14 protein-coding genes and 1 tRNA gene are annotated in these 16,163 nt (G+C 70.7%); 5 read left to right on the forward strand and 10 right to left on the reverse strand.

What is annotated here, in order from left to right; translation table 11 throughout:
• Nucleotides 1-62: 62 nt before the first annotated feature.
• Nucleotides 63-136, reverse strand: a tRNA-Met gene (locus R2E43_RS12515).
• Between the two features lie 77 nt (nt 137-213).
• Nucleotides 214-3,216: a UPF0182 family membrane protein gene (locus tag R2E43_RS12520; RefSeq protein WP_003973771.1), complete on the reverse strand. Its 3,003-nt coding sequence runs from the start codon at nt 3,214-3,216 to the stop codon at nt 214-216.
• Between the two features lie 164 nt (nt 3,217-3,380).
• Here R2E43_RS12520 and R2E43_RS12525 point away from each other — a divergent pair, with 164 nt between their 5' ends.
• Nucleotides 3,381-3,923 (forward strand): PPA1309 family protein, encoded by a 543-nt coding sequence (locus R2E43_RS12525; protein ID WP_016327233.1) that lies wholly within the window; start codon nt 3,381-3,383, stop codon nt 3,921-3,923.
• A gap of 31 nt (nt 3,924-3,954) precedes the next feature.
• Here the strand turns inward: R2E43_RS12525 and R2E43_RS12530 are convergent, their stop codons facing one another.
• The 4 genes from R2E43_RS12530 to R2E43_RS12545 all read right to left on the reverse strand — a co-directional run bounded on the left by R2E43_RS12530 (nt 3,955) and on the right by R2E43_RS12545 (nt 7,098).
• Nucleotides 3,955-5,049 carry a YlbL family protein gene (locus tag R2E43_RS12530; protein ID WP_106517841.1) on the reverse strand — a complete coding sequence of 365 codons (1,095 nt, stop codon included), beginning with the start codon at nt 5,047-5,049 and terminating at the stop codon, nt 3,955-3,957.
• Nucleotides 5,050-5,122: 73 nt separating this feature from the next.
• Entirely contained in the window at nt 5,123-5,287 is a 165-nt protein-coding gene (locus R2E43_RS12535) for a hypothetical protein (protein ID WP_003973774.1), read from the reverse strand.
• Nucleotides 5,288-5,407: 120 nt separating this feature from the next.
• Complete coding sequence (locus R2E43_RS12540; protein ID WP_003973775.1) at nt 5,408-5,866, reverse strand: molybdenum cofactor biosynthesis protein MoaE; 459 nt, start codon at nt 5,864-5,866, stop codon at nt 5,408-5,410.
• Nucleotides 5,867-5,976: 110 nt separating this feature from the next.
• Nucleotides 5,977-7,098, reverse strand: coding sequence for an SDR family oxidoreductase (locus R2E43_RS12545; RefSeq protein WP_003973776.1), 1,122 nt, complete (start codon nt 7,096-7,098; stop codon nt 5,977-5,979).
• Between the two features lie 192 nt (nt 7,099-7,290).
• Here R2E43_RS12545 and R2E43_RS12550 point away from each other — a divergent pair, with 192 nt between their 5' ends.
• Together R2E43_RS12550 and R2E43_RS12555 are read left to right on the forward strand one after the other, a co-directional pair.
• The gene (locus R2E43_RS12550) at nt 7,291-8,754 is read left to right on the forward strand and encodes a zinc-dependent metalloprotease (RefSeq protein ID WP_003973777.1); all 1,464 of its coding nucleotides are present in this window, start codon (nt 7,291-7,293) and stop codon (nt 8,752-8,754) included.
• A complete protein-coding gene (locus R2E43_RS12555) occupies nt 8,751-9,266 on the forward strand; it encodes an NUDIX hydrolase (protein ID WP_332056202.1) in 516 nt (171 codons plus the stop codon). Before R2E43_RS12550 ends, R2E43_RS12555 begins: the two co-directional genes overlap by 4 nt.
• A gap of 59 nt (nt 9,267-9,325) precedes the next feature.
• Here the strand turns inward: R2E43_RS12555 and R2E43_RS12560 are convergent, their stop codons facing one another.
• From R2E43_RS12560 to R2E43_RS12575, 4 genes are all read right to left on the reverse strand, one after another.
• Nucleotides 9,326-10,081, reverse strand: a complete 756-nt coding sequence (locus R2E43_RS12560) for an AIM24 family protein (RefSeq protein WP_003973779.1) — start codon at nt 10,079-10,081, stop codon at nt 9,326-9,328.
• A 17-nt stretch (nt 10,082-10,098) separates the two neighbouring features.
• Nucleotides 10,099-10,779: an AIM24 family protein gene (locus R2E43_RS12565; protein ID WP_003973780.1), complete on the reverse strand. Its 681-nt coding sequence runs from the start codon at nt 10,777-10,779 to the stop codon at nt 10,099-10,101.
• 13 nt (nt 10,780-10,792) lie between these two features.
• Entirely contained in the window at nt 10,793-12,547 is a 1,755-nt protein-coding gene (locus R2E43_RS12570) for a TerD family protein (RefSeq protein WP_332056203.1), read from the reverse strand.
• 139 nt (nt 12,548-12,686) lie between these two features.
• Nucleotides 12,687-13,283 carry a M48 metallopeptidase family protein gene (locus tag R2E43_RS12575; RefSeq protein ID WP_030867997.1) on the reverse strand — a complete coding sequence of 199 codons (597 nt, stop codon included), beginning with the start codon at nt 13,281-13,283 and terminating at the stop codon, nt 12,687-12,689.
• 231 nt (nt 13,284-13,514) lie between these two features.
• On the opposite strand from R2E43_RS12575, the gene R2E43_RS12580 reads away from it, so the two are divergent.
• Nucleotides 13,515-14,729, forward strand: coding sequence for a TOMM precursor leader peptide-binding protein (locus R2E43_RS12580; RefSeq protein ID WP_329430968.1), 1,215 nt, complete (start codon nt 13,515-13,517; stop codon nt 14,727-14,729).
• Entirely contained in the window at nt 14,722-16,131 is a 1,410-nt protein-coding gene (locus R2E43_RS12585; protein WP_189283871.1) for an ABC1 kinase family protein, read from the forward strand. Before R2E43_RS12580 ends, R2E43_RS12585 begins: the two co-directional genes overlap by 8 nt.
• Nucleotides 16,132-16,163 lie beyond the last annotated feature (32 nt).

Genomic DNA, 16,163 nt, shown 5'->3' on the forward strand with positions numbered 1-16,163 from the left:
GCCCGGATTCCTTGTGGGAATCCGGGCCTTCGTGGTCGCTCGCACACAGCTCACGACTTCAGTAGCGGGGACAGGATTTGAACCTGCGACCTCTGGGTTATGAGCCCAGCGAGCTACCGAGCTGCTCCACCCCGCGCCGTTGTGTTCACAACCCTAGCACGGCGCGGGATGGGCTTTGACCAGCTGGAACAACGGTCCGATGCGACCGGACGGTCAGCCGGTGTCCGCTCCGCCACCGGCATCACCGGTCGGTGTCGCGTCCGGACCGGCCTTGTCGCTCCCGGCCTTGTCACCGCTGTTCTTGTCACCGGCGTTCTTGTCGTCGCCGTTCTTGCCGCCGGCGCCCTGGTCGGCCTTGGCCTGTGCGTCCTCGGCCCGCTGGAGTGCCTCCTCGAGGTCCTTCTGCGCCTCGGCGTACGCGGCCAAGTCCTTCTGCTCCAGGGCCTTCTGCCCGGCGTCGAAGGCCTTCTGCGCGTCGCTCAGCGCTTCCCGGACCGTGGGGTTGGTGGACGTCGGTGGCGGCTCGGTCGTGTCGTCGCCCTCGTCCGGTGGCTGCTCGGTCTCGGCGGCCTGCGCTCCGAAGACCTTGTTGAGGGCCGCGTCGAGCGTGTTCTCGAAGGCGGTGTTGCCCCCGTAGCTCACCAGAACCTTGCGCAGCAGCGGGTACTTGAGGTCGCCACCGCGCACGTAGACGGGCTCGACGTACAGCAGTCCGCCGTCCAGCGGCACCGTCAGCAGGTTGCCGTACTCCACCTCCGAGTCGCCGCCTCTCAGCAGCCTGATGGACTCGGCGATGTCCTGTTCGGAGTTGAACTGGCTCTGTACCTGTTTGGGCCCGTCGACGGTCGTGCTCGTCGGCAGTTTCAGGATTCTGATCTTGCCGTAGTCGCTGGTGCCCGCCTCGGCGTCGACCGCCATGAACGCGCTGAGGTTGTCACGCCCGTTGGGTGTGAACGTCGTCGTCAGCGAGAACGCCTGCGCCTTCTGGTCCGGCATCTTCATGCTCAGGTAGTACGGCGGCACCGCGTCGCCCGACTTATTGGTCGGGTCGTCCGGCACCTGCCACACCTCGCTGCCGCTGAGGAACGTGTTGGCGTCCTTCACGTGGTAGCGCGTGAGCAGCTCGCGCTGGACCTTGAACAGGTCCTGCGGATAGCGCAGGTGGGCCATCAGCTCCTTGGAGATCTCGCCCTTGTCCTGCACCGTGCCCGGGAACGCCTTCTTCCAGGTCTTCAGGACCGGGTCCTGGGTGTCCCACTCGTAGAGCTTCACGTCACCGCTGTACGCGTCGACGGTCGCCTTCACGGAGTTGCGGATGTAGTTGACCTGGTTCTGCTGGGCCACCACCGCGCGCGAGTTGTTGTTGGCGGTCAGCGAGTCGGCCGTGGTGTCGCCGAGCGTCGTACGGGAGGCGTACGGATAGCCGTTCGTCGTCGTGTACGCGTCGACGATCCACTGGATGCGGCCGTCCACCACCGCCGGATACGCGTCGCCGTCGATGGTCAGCCAGGGGGCGACCGCCTCGACGCGCTCCTTGGGCGTGCGGTTGTAGAGGATCCGCGAACCGTCGCCGATCGCGCCGGAGTAGAGGATCTGCGGCTCGCTGAACGCGGCCGCGTACGCCGCCCGGTTGATCGGGTTGGACAGGTCGACGCCGCCGTCGCCCTTGTAGCTGAAGGTCTTCTCCCCGGTGTCGTCGGAGTAGTCGATCTCCTTCTGGGGACCGCCGACGATCGAGTAGGTGGTGGTCTTCTCGCCGTAGTAGATCCGCTGCTCGTACTTTCCGAGGTCGCCCTCGGACGGCAGATTGGACTCGGTGAAGACCGGGCGTCCCTCGGAGTCGACCTGGGTGCCCTTCGCCGCGACCACGCCGTAGCCGTGGGTGTAGCGGAAGTGGTTGTTGATCCAGTTCTTCTTCGGGATGCCCGCCAGGTTCAGCTCGCGCAGACCGATGACCGTGTCCTGGTCCTTGCCGTCCTTCGCGTAGCGGTCGACGTCCAGGTTGGTCGGGAACGCGTAGTAGTTACGCATCTGCTGGAGCTGCTGGAACGTCGGCGAGATGATGTTCGGGTCCATGATCCGGACGGAGGCCGCGGCGTCCGCGTCGTCACGGAGCTTGGTCTTATCCTTGGTCTCGCTCTTGCCCGGGTACTCGGCGACCTGGGTGCCCTCGATGCCGTACGCGTCGCGCGTGGCCGCGAGGTTCTTCTCGACGTACGGCGCTTCCTTGGCCTGCTCGTTCGGCTGGACCTGGAACTTCTGGACCAGTGCCGGGTACAGGCCGCCGATGAGGATCGCGGAGAGCACCATCAGGCCGAAGCCGATCACGGGCAGCTGCCAGGTGCGCCGCCACAGGGTGGCGAAGAACAGCAGGGCGCAGATGACCGCGATGCAGAACAGGATCGTCTTGGCCGGCAGGTAGGCGTTGGCGTCGACGTACCTGAGGCCCGTCCAGTTGTCGGTGGCCTTGAAGTCGCTGGACTTCACGGCGAGGCCGTACCGGTCGAGCCAGTAGGCGACCGCCTTGAGGGCGACGAAGACTCCGAGGAGCACCGAGAGGTGCCCGGTGGCCGCCGCCGTGGCGCGCGCGCCCGGGCTGGTGACGCGGAGTCCGCCGTACAGGTAGTGGGTCAGCGCGGCGGCGATCACGGAGATGATCACGGCTGCGAAGCCGAAGCCGAGCAGGAACCGGTACCAGGGCAGGTCGAAGGCGTAGAAGGAGACGTCCAGCTTGAACTGGGGGTCCTTCTGCCCGAAGGGCACGCCGTTGACCCACATCAGCCAGGTCCGCCACTGGCCGGACGCCGAGGCGCCGGCGATCAGGCCGACCAGGGCGGTGATGCCGAGCAGCAGCCACTTCTTGTACGGGGCGATGCCCATCCGGTACCGGTCGAGGTTCTGCTGCTCCATCGACATGGCGCTCAGCGGCGGGCGCAGGCGGTGGGCCAACCAGATGTTGAACCCGACGGCGAGCGCCATCAGCAGGCCGAAGACGAAGAAGAGACCGATCTTGGTCCACAGGGTCGTCGTGAACACCGACGAGTAGTGGACCGACCTGTACCAGAGCCAGTCCGTCCAGAATCCCGCGAACATGGTGAACGCCATGGCGAGCACGGCGAGGACACCAAGTGTCAGCAGCAGGGTTCGGACACGCCGGGACGGGCGGCCCACTCTGATCCGCGGCCCCGTCGGGGGGCCTCCGCCGCGGTCCGGCATCTGGAAAGCCAAGGTGCGCACCTCGAAGTTCGCTGTTGATCCGTCAGGCCCTCGGGTTCGCGGGCCCCCCGTGCGCCCCCGTGATCGCGGGCCCACACTTATGCAACTTACTCATCGTTTACTCGGTTCCCGATTCCGGCCATGAACGAGGCAGGATTGTGACCATGTCCAACACCCCCATGGCAGCGAGCCCCCTCACCCGGGCCGTACTCGAGATCGACGAGTACGTCTCCGGCCTCGGCTGGGACCAGCCCGCACGCCTCTTTGCACTTGTCGACACCGCACGGCTGCGGGCCGACCAGCCCTCGCTCGCGGACCGGCTCGGTCTGCGGGAGGAGCCGGAGTCCTCCGGCCTCACCCCGATCGAGCAGGACGAAATTCCAACGGACCAGGCGCTCGACGAGTTCCTGGGCACCATCGCCTGGCCCGACTCCGTGGTCGGCTGCGCGCTCGCCGTGGAGCGCCTGATGCTGCCGCCCTCGGCCGAGGCCCAGGTGCCTTCGGGCCTGAACGAGAAGAAACTCGCGCAGTGGGTGGCGGAGCACCCGGACCGTCAGGAGGTCCGCATGACGGTCGCGGTCCTGCGCGACGGCAGCCGCGACTCGGCCCTGCGGCTGCGGGAGAAGGACACGGCCACGGAGGTCCTGACCGGTTCCGACCTGGTGCCGGGTCTGGCCGCGGCGCTGACGGCGACCTTCGAGGAGTAGTCCCGCCGGACGCGGGACGGCTGTGCGGGGGCTACCCCCGCGTGCACTTCGGCAGGTCGGCGGTCTTTCCGGAACGGATGTCCTTGAGCGCGCCGAGGGCGTCGTCGATGGTGTCCACCTTCACGAGGGTGAGCCCGTCGGGGGTGTCCTCGGCGGCCGCCGCGCAGTTGTCCGCGGGCGTCAGGAAGTACTGGGCGCCCTTGTCGTGCGCGCCGATGGTCTTCATGCCGATGCCGCCGATCGGGCCGACCTTGCCGTTGTCGTCGATCGTCCCGGTGCCGGCGACGAACTTGCCGCCGGTGAGGTCGCCGGGGGTGAGCTTGTCGTAGATGCCGAGGGCGAACATCAGACCGGCGCTCGGGCCGCCGACGTCGGCCAGCTTGATGTCGATCTCGAACGGGAACGTGTGGTCGGTTCCGGCGGAGATCCCGACGACGGCGCGCTGCGCGCCCGCGTCCTGGGAGGTCTCGGTCCTGATGGTGATCTTCTGGGTCTTCGTCGCCGTCCGGCCCTCCTTCTCCGCGGCGGCCTGCTCCTTGGCGGGCACGATCGTGAAGACGGTGTCCTGTCCCGGCTCGTGCTTGGTCACCAGCTCGGCGACGTCCGCGGGCTTCTTGACGGTCGTGCCGTCCACGGCCTTGATCACGTCGCCGGCGTGCAGCCGGCCCTGCGACGGGGAGTCCTTGACGACCGCGGAGACGACCACCCAGGACTTCACCGGGATGTCGAGCGCCTTCAAGGCGGCGACCTTCGCGCTCTCCTGGGACTGGCTGAACTCCTCGGCGTTCTCCTGGGTGGCCTCTTCCTCGGTCTTGCCGTCCGGGTAGAGGGTCTCGTGCGGCACCACGCTGTTGTCGTGTGCCAGCCAGCCGTAGACGGCCTCCACGAGGTTCATCCGGTACTCGGCGCTGGTGACCCGGACGGTGGTCATGTTCAGATGACCGCTCGCCTCGTAGGTCTTGTGACCGGAGATCTGGAGCACCGGCTCGCCGTCGTGGTCCCCGAGGGTGTTCACCGTCGGCCCGGGCGACATCTCCGAGTACGGCACGGGGATGAAAACACCCGCGCACAGGAGCGCGATCAGCATCAGGGTGGAGGCGAGCATCGTCGCGGTGCGGCGTGGCATGGCACGACAGTACGGGACGCGGCTGTCGGAACACCGTCAGGGCGGCCGTCGCCGGACGGCCGTCGGGCGGCGGTCAGGCACCCGTGCGGGGCTTCTCCATGGCCTCACGGAACCGGGCGTACCCGTCCAGCTCGGGGCCGTCGCTCCGCGCCCTGCGGGTCCGGTTTGCCCAGCTTCCCCACAGGCCCGCACCGACAGCGGCCACCAGTGGAATCAGCAACCAGGCAAGCGCTCCCATGCCGACCTCCCAACCCCATGAGTGTCCGCGACTGACTGATCAGCAGATTAACCATTCGCAGTGACAACGCTCACGCCGGGGGGCGGGTTACGCAACCGGAGGTGTGTCCCGGCGAAGGCGCTACGCGCCCACCCATTCCTCGGTTCCGTCGGAGAACGTCTGGTGCTTCCAGATGGGCACCTCGTGCTTGAGGTCGTCGATCAGCTTGCGGCAGGCGTCGAAGGCCTCGCCCCGGTGCGGGCAGGACACGGCGACGACCACCGCGAGGTCCCCGACCTCAAGGTCACCCACACGGTGCAGTGCCGCGAGCGCCCGTACGGGGTACTCCGCGACGACCTTCTCCGCGATCCGGCGCATCTCCGCCTCGGCGCTCGGGTGGCACGAGTACCCGAGCCGGTCGACGTCGGTGCCGCCGTCGTGGTTGCGCACGGTCCCCACGAACAGCGCGGTGCCGCCCGACGCGTCGTCCCCGACCGCGCCGAAGACCTCGTCCACGGACAGGGGCGTCTCACGGATGCCGATCAGCTTCACGGGGTCCGCTGCGGCCCGCTCGCCGGGGTGGTCGTTCGTGGTTGCCATGCGCCCATCGTGCCCCACGGCGCCGACGACGCGGAATAGCGTGATCGCCCGGCACGCGCGCGTGCCGCGTTGGAGCCTCCTACAGAGGCAGCCGCCCCCCGGGATTGTCCTCAGATGCGGCGCCGTGCCTTGCGCGCGCGACGCACCACCGCGGCCGCGCCCAGCAGCGCCACCGTCGCGCCCGCGGCGCCCGCCGCCGTCGCGTCCTTGCGCCCGAGACGCCGGCCGGCGACCGTGTGCCGGCCCGAGACCTCCTCGAGCAGCTCCGCCAGGACCTCCTCGTTCGTGTGCTTCGGACGCCATCCGGCATCGTGCAGGCGGCTGCCGCTGACGACCCAGGGGTACATCGTGTACGCCAGGTCCCCGGCCGGGGAGGGCGTCAGGCCGATCCGGTGCAGCCGGGCCGCCGCGCCGAGCGCGACCGCGGAGGGCAGCTCCATCCGCCGGATGCCGCTGAGCTCCTCGACCTCCTCCTGCTCCAGCCAGCCGTCGCACCCGACGGCCAGCTCTCCGTCGGCCTTCTCCAGGACGGCGTACTCCAGGGCACTGCACAGGTCGTCGACGTGGCAGAACTGCCAGGCGGGCCGCGATCCGGCCACGACCAGCAGTCGGGGTGACTCGAAGTACCTGGTCAGCGCGGTGTCCATGCCTCCGACCAGTACGGCGGGCCGCACCACGGTGACGTTCAGGCCGGGGTGGGCCCGGGGTGCGCGCCGCGCGAGCCGCTCGATCTCCAGCAGGTCTCCGACACCCGTGGCCTCGGCCGTGGCACGCAGCTCGGCGTCCTCGGACAGCGGCAGCTCGTTGTCCGGGAGTGCGCCGTAGACCATCGCGGAGGTGCACAGCACCACCCGGTGCACGCCGGCCGCCGCGGCGGCGGTCAGGACGGTCTGCGTCCCCCGGACGTTGTAAGCCGTCCGGGCGGCCGCGTCGGTCTCCAGGTCGAGGTCGAGCGCCAGGTGCACCACGACGTCCGCACCACGCAGTTTCTCGGCGATGGCCGGGTCCCGTACGTCCAGGATCTGCCACTGCGCCGCCTCGCACCCGCCGCGCCGCTCGTCGATGGCCACGACCTGTCTGACCTCGTCGGACGCGGCGAGCCGCGCGGTGAGCAGTGCCCCCACCCCGGACGCGGCGCCGGTGACCGCGACGACGGGTCCGCGCGCGCCGGGGCGTGCGGAGCTGGTTGACTGGTTTCGCGCTGCGCGAACCTGCGGATCTGGGGAACTCACCGGGCGTCTCCAGAGGTTGTCTTCAGTACGAGCGCGAGCGACGCGTGCGTACCAGGTGGCATCCATCCTGCCGCAGGCCGTCAGTCGGCGAAGCACCGAGGCCCGATCGGCTTCGGGTGTCTACGCTGGGTGGTGAAGTCGGGCAGCCGTGCCGCCGGAAAGAACCGGCGGCCCTACCAGCCGAGGAACCCCGTGAGTGACACCCCATTCGGATTCGGCCTTCCGCCGGAGGAGCCGGACGACGGCGACGAGGGCAAGAAGAAGGACCAGCAGAGCGGCGGTGGTCAGGGACCGGCCAACCCGTTCGGTTTCGGGATGTCCGGAGCCGGAGGCCTGGGCGGCCCCGGCGCGGACAACCCGTTCGCTGCCATGTTCGGTTCCATGAACCCCAACGACCTGGGCGCCGCGTTCCAGCAGCTGGGCCAGATGCTCTCCTACGAGGGCGGCCCGGTGAACTGGGACATGGCCAAGCAGATCGCCCGCCAGACGGTCTCCCAGGGCACGCCGGACGGCCGCAAGGACGCCAGCGTCGGTCCCGCCGAGCGCAATGCCGTCCAGGAGGCGGTGCGCCTGGCCGATCTGTGGCTGGACGACGCGACGGCCCTGCCGTCGGGCGCGGGTACCGCCGTGGCCTGGAGCCGCGCGGAGTGGGTCGAGGCGACCCTGCCCGCGTGGCGCGAGCTGGTCGACCCGGTCGCCGAGCGCGTCGGCAACGCCATGGGCGACGTGCTGCCGGAGGAGATGCAGGCCATGGCCGGCCCGCTGATCGGCATGATGCGGTCCATGGGCGGCGCCATGTTCGGCACGCAGATCGGGCAGGCCGTCGGCGTGCTCGCCGGCGAGGTCGTCGGCTCGACCGACGTGGGTCTGCCGCTCGGCCCGGCGGGCAAGGCCGCGCTGCTGCCGGCGAACATCGAGTCGTTCGGCAAGGACCTCGGTGTGCCCCAGGAGGAGGTGCGGCTGTACCTGGCGCTGCGCGAGGCCGCCCACCAGCGCCTCTTCGCGCACGTGCCGTGGCTGCGCTCGCACCTGTTCGGTGCCGTCGACGGCTACGCCCGTGGGATCAAGGTCGACACGGCCAAGCTGGAGGACGTGGTCGGCCAGTTCGACCCGCAGAACCCCGAGCAGCTGCAGGAGGCTCTCCAGCAGGGCATGTTCCAGCCGGAGGACACGCCGGAGCAGAAGGCGGCCCTGGCCCGGCTGGAGACCGCTCTCGCGCTCGTCGAGGGCTGGGTGGACGCGGTGGTGCACACCGCCGCGAAGCCGCGCCTGTCCTCCGCCGACGCGCTGCGCGAGACGCTGCGCCGCCGTCGCGCCTCGGGCGGTCCCGCCGAGCAGACGTTCGCGACGCTGATCGGTCTCGAGCTGCGCCCGCGCCGGCTGCGCGACGCCTCCCGCCTGTGGGCGTCCCTGACGGACGCGCACGGTGTCGACGGCCGGGACGGGCTGTGGGCCCACCCGGACATGCTGCCGACCGCGACCGACCTGGACGACCCGGACGGCTTCGTGCACCGTGAGCAGCTCGACTTCTCCGAGCTGGACAAGATGCTCGGCGAGGCGGCGGGCAAGCCCGATCTGAAGAAGAAGGACGAGGGCGACCGGGGCGAGAACCGGTCCGCCGACCGGGACGAGCCCAAGGGCGACGACGGCGAGTGAGCCTCCACGACGACGCGGTCCTGTTCCTGAAGGCGTACGAGGGCCAGGACGAGCTGCGGCAGGTCTACCTGGACCATCTCGCGACGCACCCGGACGGGATGTGGAAGGCGTGCGCGGACGGACACGTCACGGCGAGCGCCTTGGTGATCGATCCGTCGCGCGAGCGGGTCCTGCTCACCCTGCACAAGAAGTTGCGCATGTGGCTGCAGATGGGCGGTCACTGCGAGCCGGTGGACGAGACGCTGGCCCGGGCGGCCCTGCGCGAGGGCACGGAGGAGTCGGGCATCGCCGGACTGGCCCTGCTGGCCGGCGGCCCCGTGCGGTTGGACCGGCACCACACGCCCTGCGCCTGGCACCTGGACGTGCAGTACGCGGCCGTGGCTCCCCCGGGTGCCGTGGAGGCGATCAGTGACGAGTCGCTCGACCTGCGCTGGTTCCCCTACGCCGAGGTCGCGGACGTGGCCGACGACTCGGTCGTACGCCTGCTGGAGGCGACCCGCGCCCGCCTGTGACCGGTAAGGGGTGGCCGCCATGGCGATCACCCCTTACCGGACCGTGGCGGCCGGGCGGCTCAGCTCCAGACGTTGCCCTGGTTCTGACCGCGGGCCCCGTGCTGCCCCATGCCGTACTGCGCGGCGAGGCCCTGCCCGACCTGGGCGTTCTGCGGCGGCAGCAGCTCGCTGGGCTGGACGAGCGCGAAGCCGCTGCCCATGAAGCTCAGCTCCCAGCCCTCACCGGTGTTCCCGCGGCGCCGCCACACCCCGGAGGAGTGCGTCTGGGCCTGCATCTGCACGCGCAGACCGGTGGACCAGGCCACGATCGCGTCGGCGTCGCAGTTGACGTACTTGTCGGGTGTCACCTGCATGAACAGCGGCGAGCCCGAGGTCATCAGGGCGACCTTTCCGCGGCCCGTGATGTTGAGCTGGTACTTCCCCGAGCCGGAGATGCCGTAGAGGCTGTCCACCGCGATGACCTCGTGGTGCAGGTTCGAGTCCATCGCGAGCACGTAGCTGCTGTCGACGGTGAGGCCGTCCTGGTCGACGTCCACGACGTGGACGCACTGGGCGAGGTTGGAGAAGTAGACCGTGCCCTGCCCGTGGCAGCGCATCAGGTCCAGGCCCTCGCCGGTGTGCGCACGCGAGCGCGACTGGCTGTTGCTCTGGTACTCGGCGTCGAACTCGACGAGCCCCTGGTAGGCGACCATCGTGCCCTTGCGGGCGAGCACGTCGTCGTGGCCCGTCAGGGCGACACGGAGCATGTGCTTGTTCTGCAGGCTCCAGGCTTCCTGGGTCTGCTGGTCATTGTAGGCGAAAATCGGGCTCTGCATGATGTTCTGGCTCCCCCTCAGCCCCGGACCCGGAGGCGGTCGGTGCTGTCCTCGCTGGGCTGGACGACGACGATGCCCTGACCGGAGAAGGCCATCTGGAAGGCCTCGCCGCTGCCGCGGCCGATCAGCGACTGCGCCTTGAAGCTGCGCTTGCCCTTCACCTTGAGGTTCGGGGACCAGGCCACGAGCGCGTCCGGGTCGACGTAGGTCTCGTCCTCGCCGCCGCCGCAGTCGACCACGATCGGCTTGCCCCGGGAGGTGAGCGCGACCCAGCCCTGTCCGGAGATCTTCGTGTTCCACAGGCCCTGCCCGGCGAATTTCGCCAGGCCCTTGACGCGCTCCACGCCCCACGTCAGGTGGGCGTCGAAGGCGAGCAGGTTGGTGGCGTTGACGGAGATCCCGTCGCCGTTGAGGTTGATCACGACGACGTTGGCACCGTAGTCGGCGAGGTAGAGCAGCCCGTCGCCGGAGCACTTCATCAGGGGCGCGCCCTCACCGGTCATCCAGTCCTTGGCGATCTGGCGGACGGCCGGCGGGTTCGGCTCGTACTGGACGAAGCCCTCGTAGGCGGTCATCGAGCCCACGCGCGCGAGGAGGTCGTTTCCGGTCTGCATGGCGACCTTCAGCATGTGGTTGCCGTGGTTCTCCATGCGGGCGCCGGCAGGAGCGGGGGCGTAGCCCGCGAGCGGCTGGTTCATGTCGGGCTCTCCCTCAGATCTCGTACGGCTGGACGACGACGAAGCTGCCGGGCGCGGCCCGGAACTGCAGGTTGACGCTTTCGCCCGTGTCGCCCGCGTAGGAGTTGCGGCGCATCCGCACCTGGCTGGAGACGACCACCTGGGCGGCGGCGGACCAGGCGACCACGGCGTTGCAGTCCGCGAAGGTCGTGGGCGTCACCGGCAGCACCACGGGCACACCGCGCGTCTTGACGACGACCGTGCCGGTGCCCTGGAACTGCATCGTGAACAGCGCGCCGCCCGGGATGCCGTGGCCCTCGATGCGGCGGACCTCGTACTGGAGGCTCTCGTCGAAGGCCAGGACGTTCTCCGCGGAGACGCAGACGGCGTCGCCCTGGAGCTCGATGGGGTGCAGCATCGCGGAGTTCTCCGCGAGGAACACCTGTCCCTTCCCGGTGCAGCGCATCAGCTGCATCTCCTGGCCGGTGGCGTTGCCCACGACCCGGCCGGCGAATCCGGCGCCCTTGTAGCTGAAGTCGACCTTGCCCTGGTAGAGCACCATGCTGCCCTGGCGGGCGAGGACGGGCTGGCCTTCCGCGCCGAGGTCGACGCGTACCAGCTTCTTGTTCTGCTGGGTCCAGCGCTGGCCGGTCGGGGTCTCCCGGAACTGCTGGAGCGCAGCGGTCACACCGGCGCCCTGCGGCGCACCCTGGGGCATGCCCTGGGGAGGCTGCTGCCCGTACCCGAGCGGGGGCGCCGGCTGGCCGTAGCCCGCGGGCGGGCCTGGCTGCTGTCCGTAACCGGGAGGCGCGGTCGGCTGGCCGTAGCCGGGCGGCGGGGCCGGGGCCTGGGGGGCTTGCGGCTGGCCGTAGCCGGGGGGCGGCGGTGCGGTCTGGCCGGGGACCTGGCCGTAGGGCGGCTGCTGGCCGGGCTGGCCCGGCTGGCCGTACGGCGCGGGCGCCGGGGCGGGGGGCGGCACCGGGGCACCGCCGGGCGGCGTGTTCATGGGCGCGACGATGGTCTGCGCGGCGTGCACGTCCGGCCCGGGCGCCGGGACGGGAGCCGGTGGCGGCGGGGCGGCCGGCGGCGGGGCGAAGCCCTGCGGTGCGGGCTGCGGCACGGGAGCCGGGGCGGGGGCCGCGGGAGCCGGGGCGGCGGGCGCGCCGAAGGCCGGCGGCGCCGCGGCCTGGGCGGGCGGGGCGAAGCCCGGGGCGGCACCGGCCTGCGGCTGCGGGGCCTGCTGCGGTGCGGGAGCCTCGTCCTCGGCCACCTCGCCGCCGAAGTTCTTCAGCAGCGCGTCGAGACCGCCGTCGAAGCCCTGCCCGACGGCGGCGAAGCGCCACACGTCCTTCAGGTAGAAGTCGCCCAGCATCACGGCGCGCTCGGTGGAGAACTCCGAACCGCTGAACGGGTACCGGGCCACCTCCTCGCCGCCCGCGACGATCCGGATGTATCCGGGCCCCACCTGCGACATCTGTCCCGCGCCGTCGATCGTCGCGGTGAAGGAGAGCTTCTGGATCTGCTGCGGGATCCTGTCGAGGGTGACCCGGAAGGACTCGGTGTCACCCGCCTGCGCACCCAGGAGCTGGATGGACTCCTCGGGGGTCTTCGGTTGGTTGAAGAACACGAAGTACCGGTCGTCCGACAACCGCTCGTCGGCGTCGAGACCGAAGCAGCTGATGTCGAAGTTCAGCCCGGGGCCGGAGATCTGCACACCTACGTACAGATCCGTGCCCGAGGTGAGGTCACTGATCCTGGCCTTGTGGCCGCGTTGAAATTCCCTGGCCATGCGTTACGACCGTCCCCCATCCGAATGTGAGTGCGTCGCGACAGGCTAACGGCAAACACGGACACCGGAGGAAGTCGGTACAGACCCGGTACGAAACCCGTGCGCGACCGTGTCGGACCCCCTTCGGGGCCGCACGGGCTTACTCGCTGCGGGCTCCGGGAACGTGCGGCAGCCGGTCCGCGGCGACCACACCCTCCAGGTAGCCCCTGGCTCGCTCGGTCCGCGGATACGCCTCCAGGAGCCGCCAGAACCGGGGCCCGTGCCCGGGGACCAGCAGGTGCGCCAGCTCGTGCAGGAGGACGTAGTCGACGACGTACTCGGGCATGCCCTGGAGGCGGTGCGACAGCCGGATGCTTCCCTCGGACGGGGTGCACGAGCCCCAGCGGGTGTTCTGGTTGGTGACCCAGCGGACCGAGGCGGGCCGGGCCCGGCCCTCGAAGTACTGGCCCGACAGGCGCTCGGCGCGCTCGGCCAGCTCGGCGTCGCCCAGGACGCGCTTGCTCTCCTGGGCGGCCAGCTTGTCCAGCATGACGCTCACCCAGCGTTGCTCCTCGGCCTCGGACATCCGGGCGGGGATCAGCACGACGGTGCGATCACCCTCCCGGTACGCGGAGACCGTCCGGCGTCGCCGGGCGCTTCTGCGCACCTCGATCGGGCTCGTCCCCGGGCCGCTCGGCGCTGGATTCGTCGGTGTGCGCGGGGGTGCCCCGGCGCGGTGCAGTGGGTCGGCGGACACGCCACGACGTTACCCGCTGCACACGGGGAAGTCCCGGCTCCGGGACGCATCGGTGCCGATCCACCACTCGTCCTGGGAGACGGGCGGCTGATTCGTATGACGAATACCCACCGCCTGTGGACAACTTTCGGCGCCTCTCCGCGCAGCCGGGCATGCTGGCACTCGCCGGCGGATTCGCGGCCGACGGCGGGCCCGCACACGGACACCGCGAGACATACGGGGGACCTGGCAATGCATCCGATGGTGAAGCCCGCGCTCAGGCGCGGCTGGCGCGATCTGAACACCGTGCAGTTCGGCATGACTCCGGCGCACGCGCTGACCCTGGCACCGGTGGACACGGCGACGGGCAGCTTCCTCGAACTGCTCAACGGCACCCGTGGCCCGGCGCTGCTGCGCGAGGCGGGGCACCGCATGGACCTGCCGGACGGGCATGTCGACCGGGTCGTGGAGCGCCTGGCGCTGGCCGGTCTGCTCGACGACTCCCGGGGCGGCGGGCCGGCCGCCGACGCGCTGCGCGCGAAGAAGGAGGTCCTCGACCGACTCCGCCCCGATCTGGCCTCGCTGTCCCTGACGACCTCGGAACCGGGCGACGCGATCAGACACCTGGCCGCCCGACGCGCCCTGCGGGTGGGTGTGCGGGGCGCCGGACGAGTGGGTGCGGTGCTGGCCGGCCTGCTGTCGGGCGCGGGCGTCGGCGAGATCGACGTGCGCGACGGCGGACGCGTCGAGCCGTGGGACGTCGCTCCGGGCGGCCTGCCCGCCGAGACGGTCGGCGACCGCCGGGACGAGACGGCCCGCCGCCTCGTGCGCCGGGCCGCTCCCGGCCGGCCTCCCCGCCGAGGCCCGACGACACCGCCCGAGGAGAGCGCCCCGGGCCTCTCCCTGGTGATCGTCGCACCGCGCGACGACGTCGCGGTGCACACGCCCGACCCCACCGCCGCGGAATCCCTGATGGCCTCCGGCACACCCCACCTCTACGCCGGTGTCGTGGAGGGAACCGGTGTCGTCGGCCCTCTGGTCCTGCCCGGCGAGACGGGGTGCGCCGGATGTCTGCACGCGGAGCGTACGGACCGGGACCCCGCCTTTCCTCGGCTGGTGGCGCAGTGGCGCTCCGGCCGGCAGCACCGGGTACCGCCCTGCGACCTCGCTCTCGCGACGACCGTCGCCGGGTTCGCGGCGGCTCAGGCGCTCGCCTTCCTGGACGGCAGGACGCCCTCCGGCACCGGAGCGCGCTGGGAGGTCTCGCTGCCCGGCCTGCGATGGCAGGTGCGGCCGGTCCGGCCACACCCTTCGTGCCCCTGCGGGGCGGCCCGGAAAGGTAAGCAGGAACACATCCCCGAGGACGGGGGGTGGCGCGCGACAATGGCTGGGCAAGGGCCGTCAGCGGAAGTACGCCACGAGGCGGAACCGGCGCGGCCGGCTGGGACTTGGAGGGCGCATGTCTGATCTTCCGCGCAAGGCGGTCACCCGGACCGCCAAGCTCGCCGCGCTCCCGCTCGGCTTCGCCGGGCGGGCCACCTGGGGGCTGGGCAAGCGAATCGTCGGCGAGTCCGCGGAGATCGTCGGCCAGCAGCTGCAGCAGCGCACCGCGGAGCAGTTGTTCAAGGTGCTGGGCGAGCTCAAGGGCGGGGCGATGAAGTTCGGGCAGGCCCTGTCCGTCTTCGAGTCGGCACTGCCCGAGGAGGTCGCCGGCCCCTATCGTGCGGCGCTGACCAAGCTGCAGGAGGCGGCACCGCCGATGCCGACGCGCACCGTGCACTCCGTGCTGGCGGAGCGGCTCGGTGAGGACTGGCAGGAGCTGTTCCTGGAGTTCGAGGACAAGCCCGCCGCGGCCGCCTCGATCGGCCAGGTGCACCGGGGGGTGTGGCAGGACGGCCGCGAGGTGGCGGTCAAGGTGCAGTACCCGGGCGCCGGTGAAGCACTGCTGTCCGACCTGAACCAGCTCAGCCGCTTCGCCCGCCTGCTCGGCCCGCTGGTCCCCGGCATGGACATCAAGCCGCTGATCACGGAGCTGAAGGACCGGGTCTCGGAGGAGCTGGACTACGACCTGGAGGCGCAGGCCCAGCGGACGCATGCCGAGGTCTTCGACGACGACCCGGACATCGTGGTACCGGACGTCGTCCACCAGTGCGAGCAGGTGCTGATCACCGAGTGGATCGACGGCATCCCGATGTCGGAGATCATCTCGAACGGCACGCAGGAGCAGCGCGACCGGGCGGGTCAGTTGCTGGCCCACTTCCTGTTCTCCGGTCCCGCGCGCACCGGGCTCCTGCACGCCGACCCGCACCCCGGCAACTTCCGGCTGCTGCCCGGCGGGCCCCAGGGCGAGGACGACTGGCGCCTGGGCGTCCTGGACTTCGGCACGGTCGACCGCCTTCCGGGCGGTCTGCCGGAACCCATCGGCGAGGCCCTGCGCATGACGCTGGACGGCGAGGCGGAGGCCGTCTACGAGATGCTCTGCGCGGAGGGCTTCGTCAAGGAGTCGATAGAGCTGGCCCCCGACGCCGTTCTCGAGTACCTGCTTCCGATCATCGAGCCGGCCAGGGTCGACGCGTTCACCTTCACCCGCGGCTGGATGCGGAGCCAGGCCGCCCGCATCGGTGACCCCCGCTCCCCCGCGTACCAGCTGGCCAAGCAGCTCAACCTGCCGCCGGCGTATCTCCTGATCCACCGCGTGACCTTGAGCACCATCGGTGTGCTCTGCCAGCTGGGGGCCACGGTCCGGTTGCGCGACGAGTTGGAGGAGTGGCTGGTCGGGTTCGTCGCCGAGGGCGAGGCCGAGGTGGAGGAGGGCGAGGAAGCGGACGAGGACGTGTACGAGACGGAGGGAACGGCCGCGGAGGCCTGATCCACCGATCGACTGATCCACCGGAGCCGAAC

Source organism: Streptomyces violaceoruber, from assembly GCF_033406955.1.
Lineage (GTDB): Bacteria > Actinomycetota > Actinomycetes > Streptomycetales > Streptomycetaceae > Streptomyces > Streptomyces violaceoruber.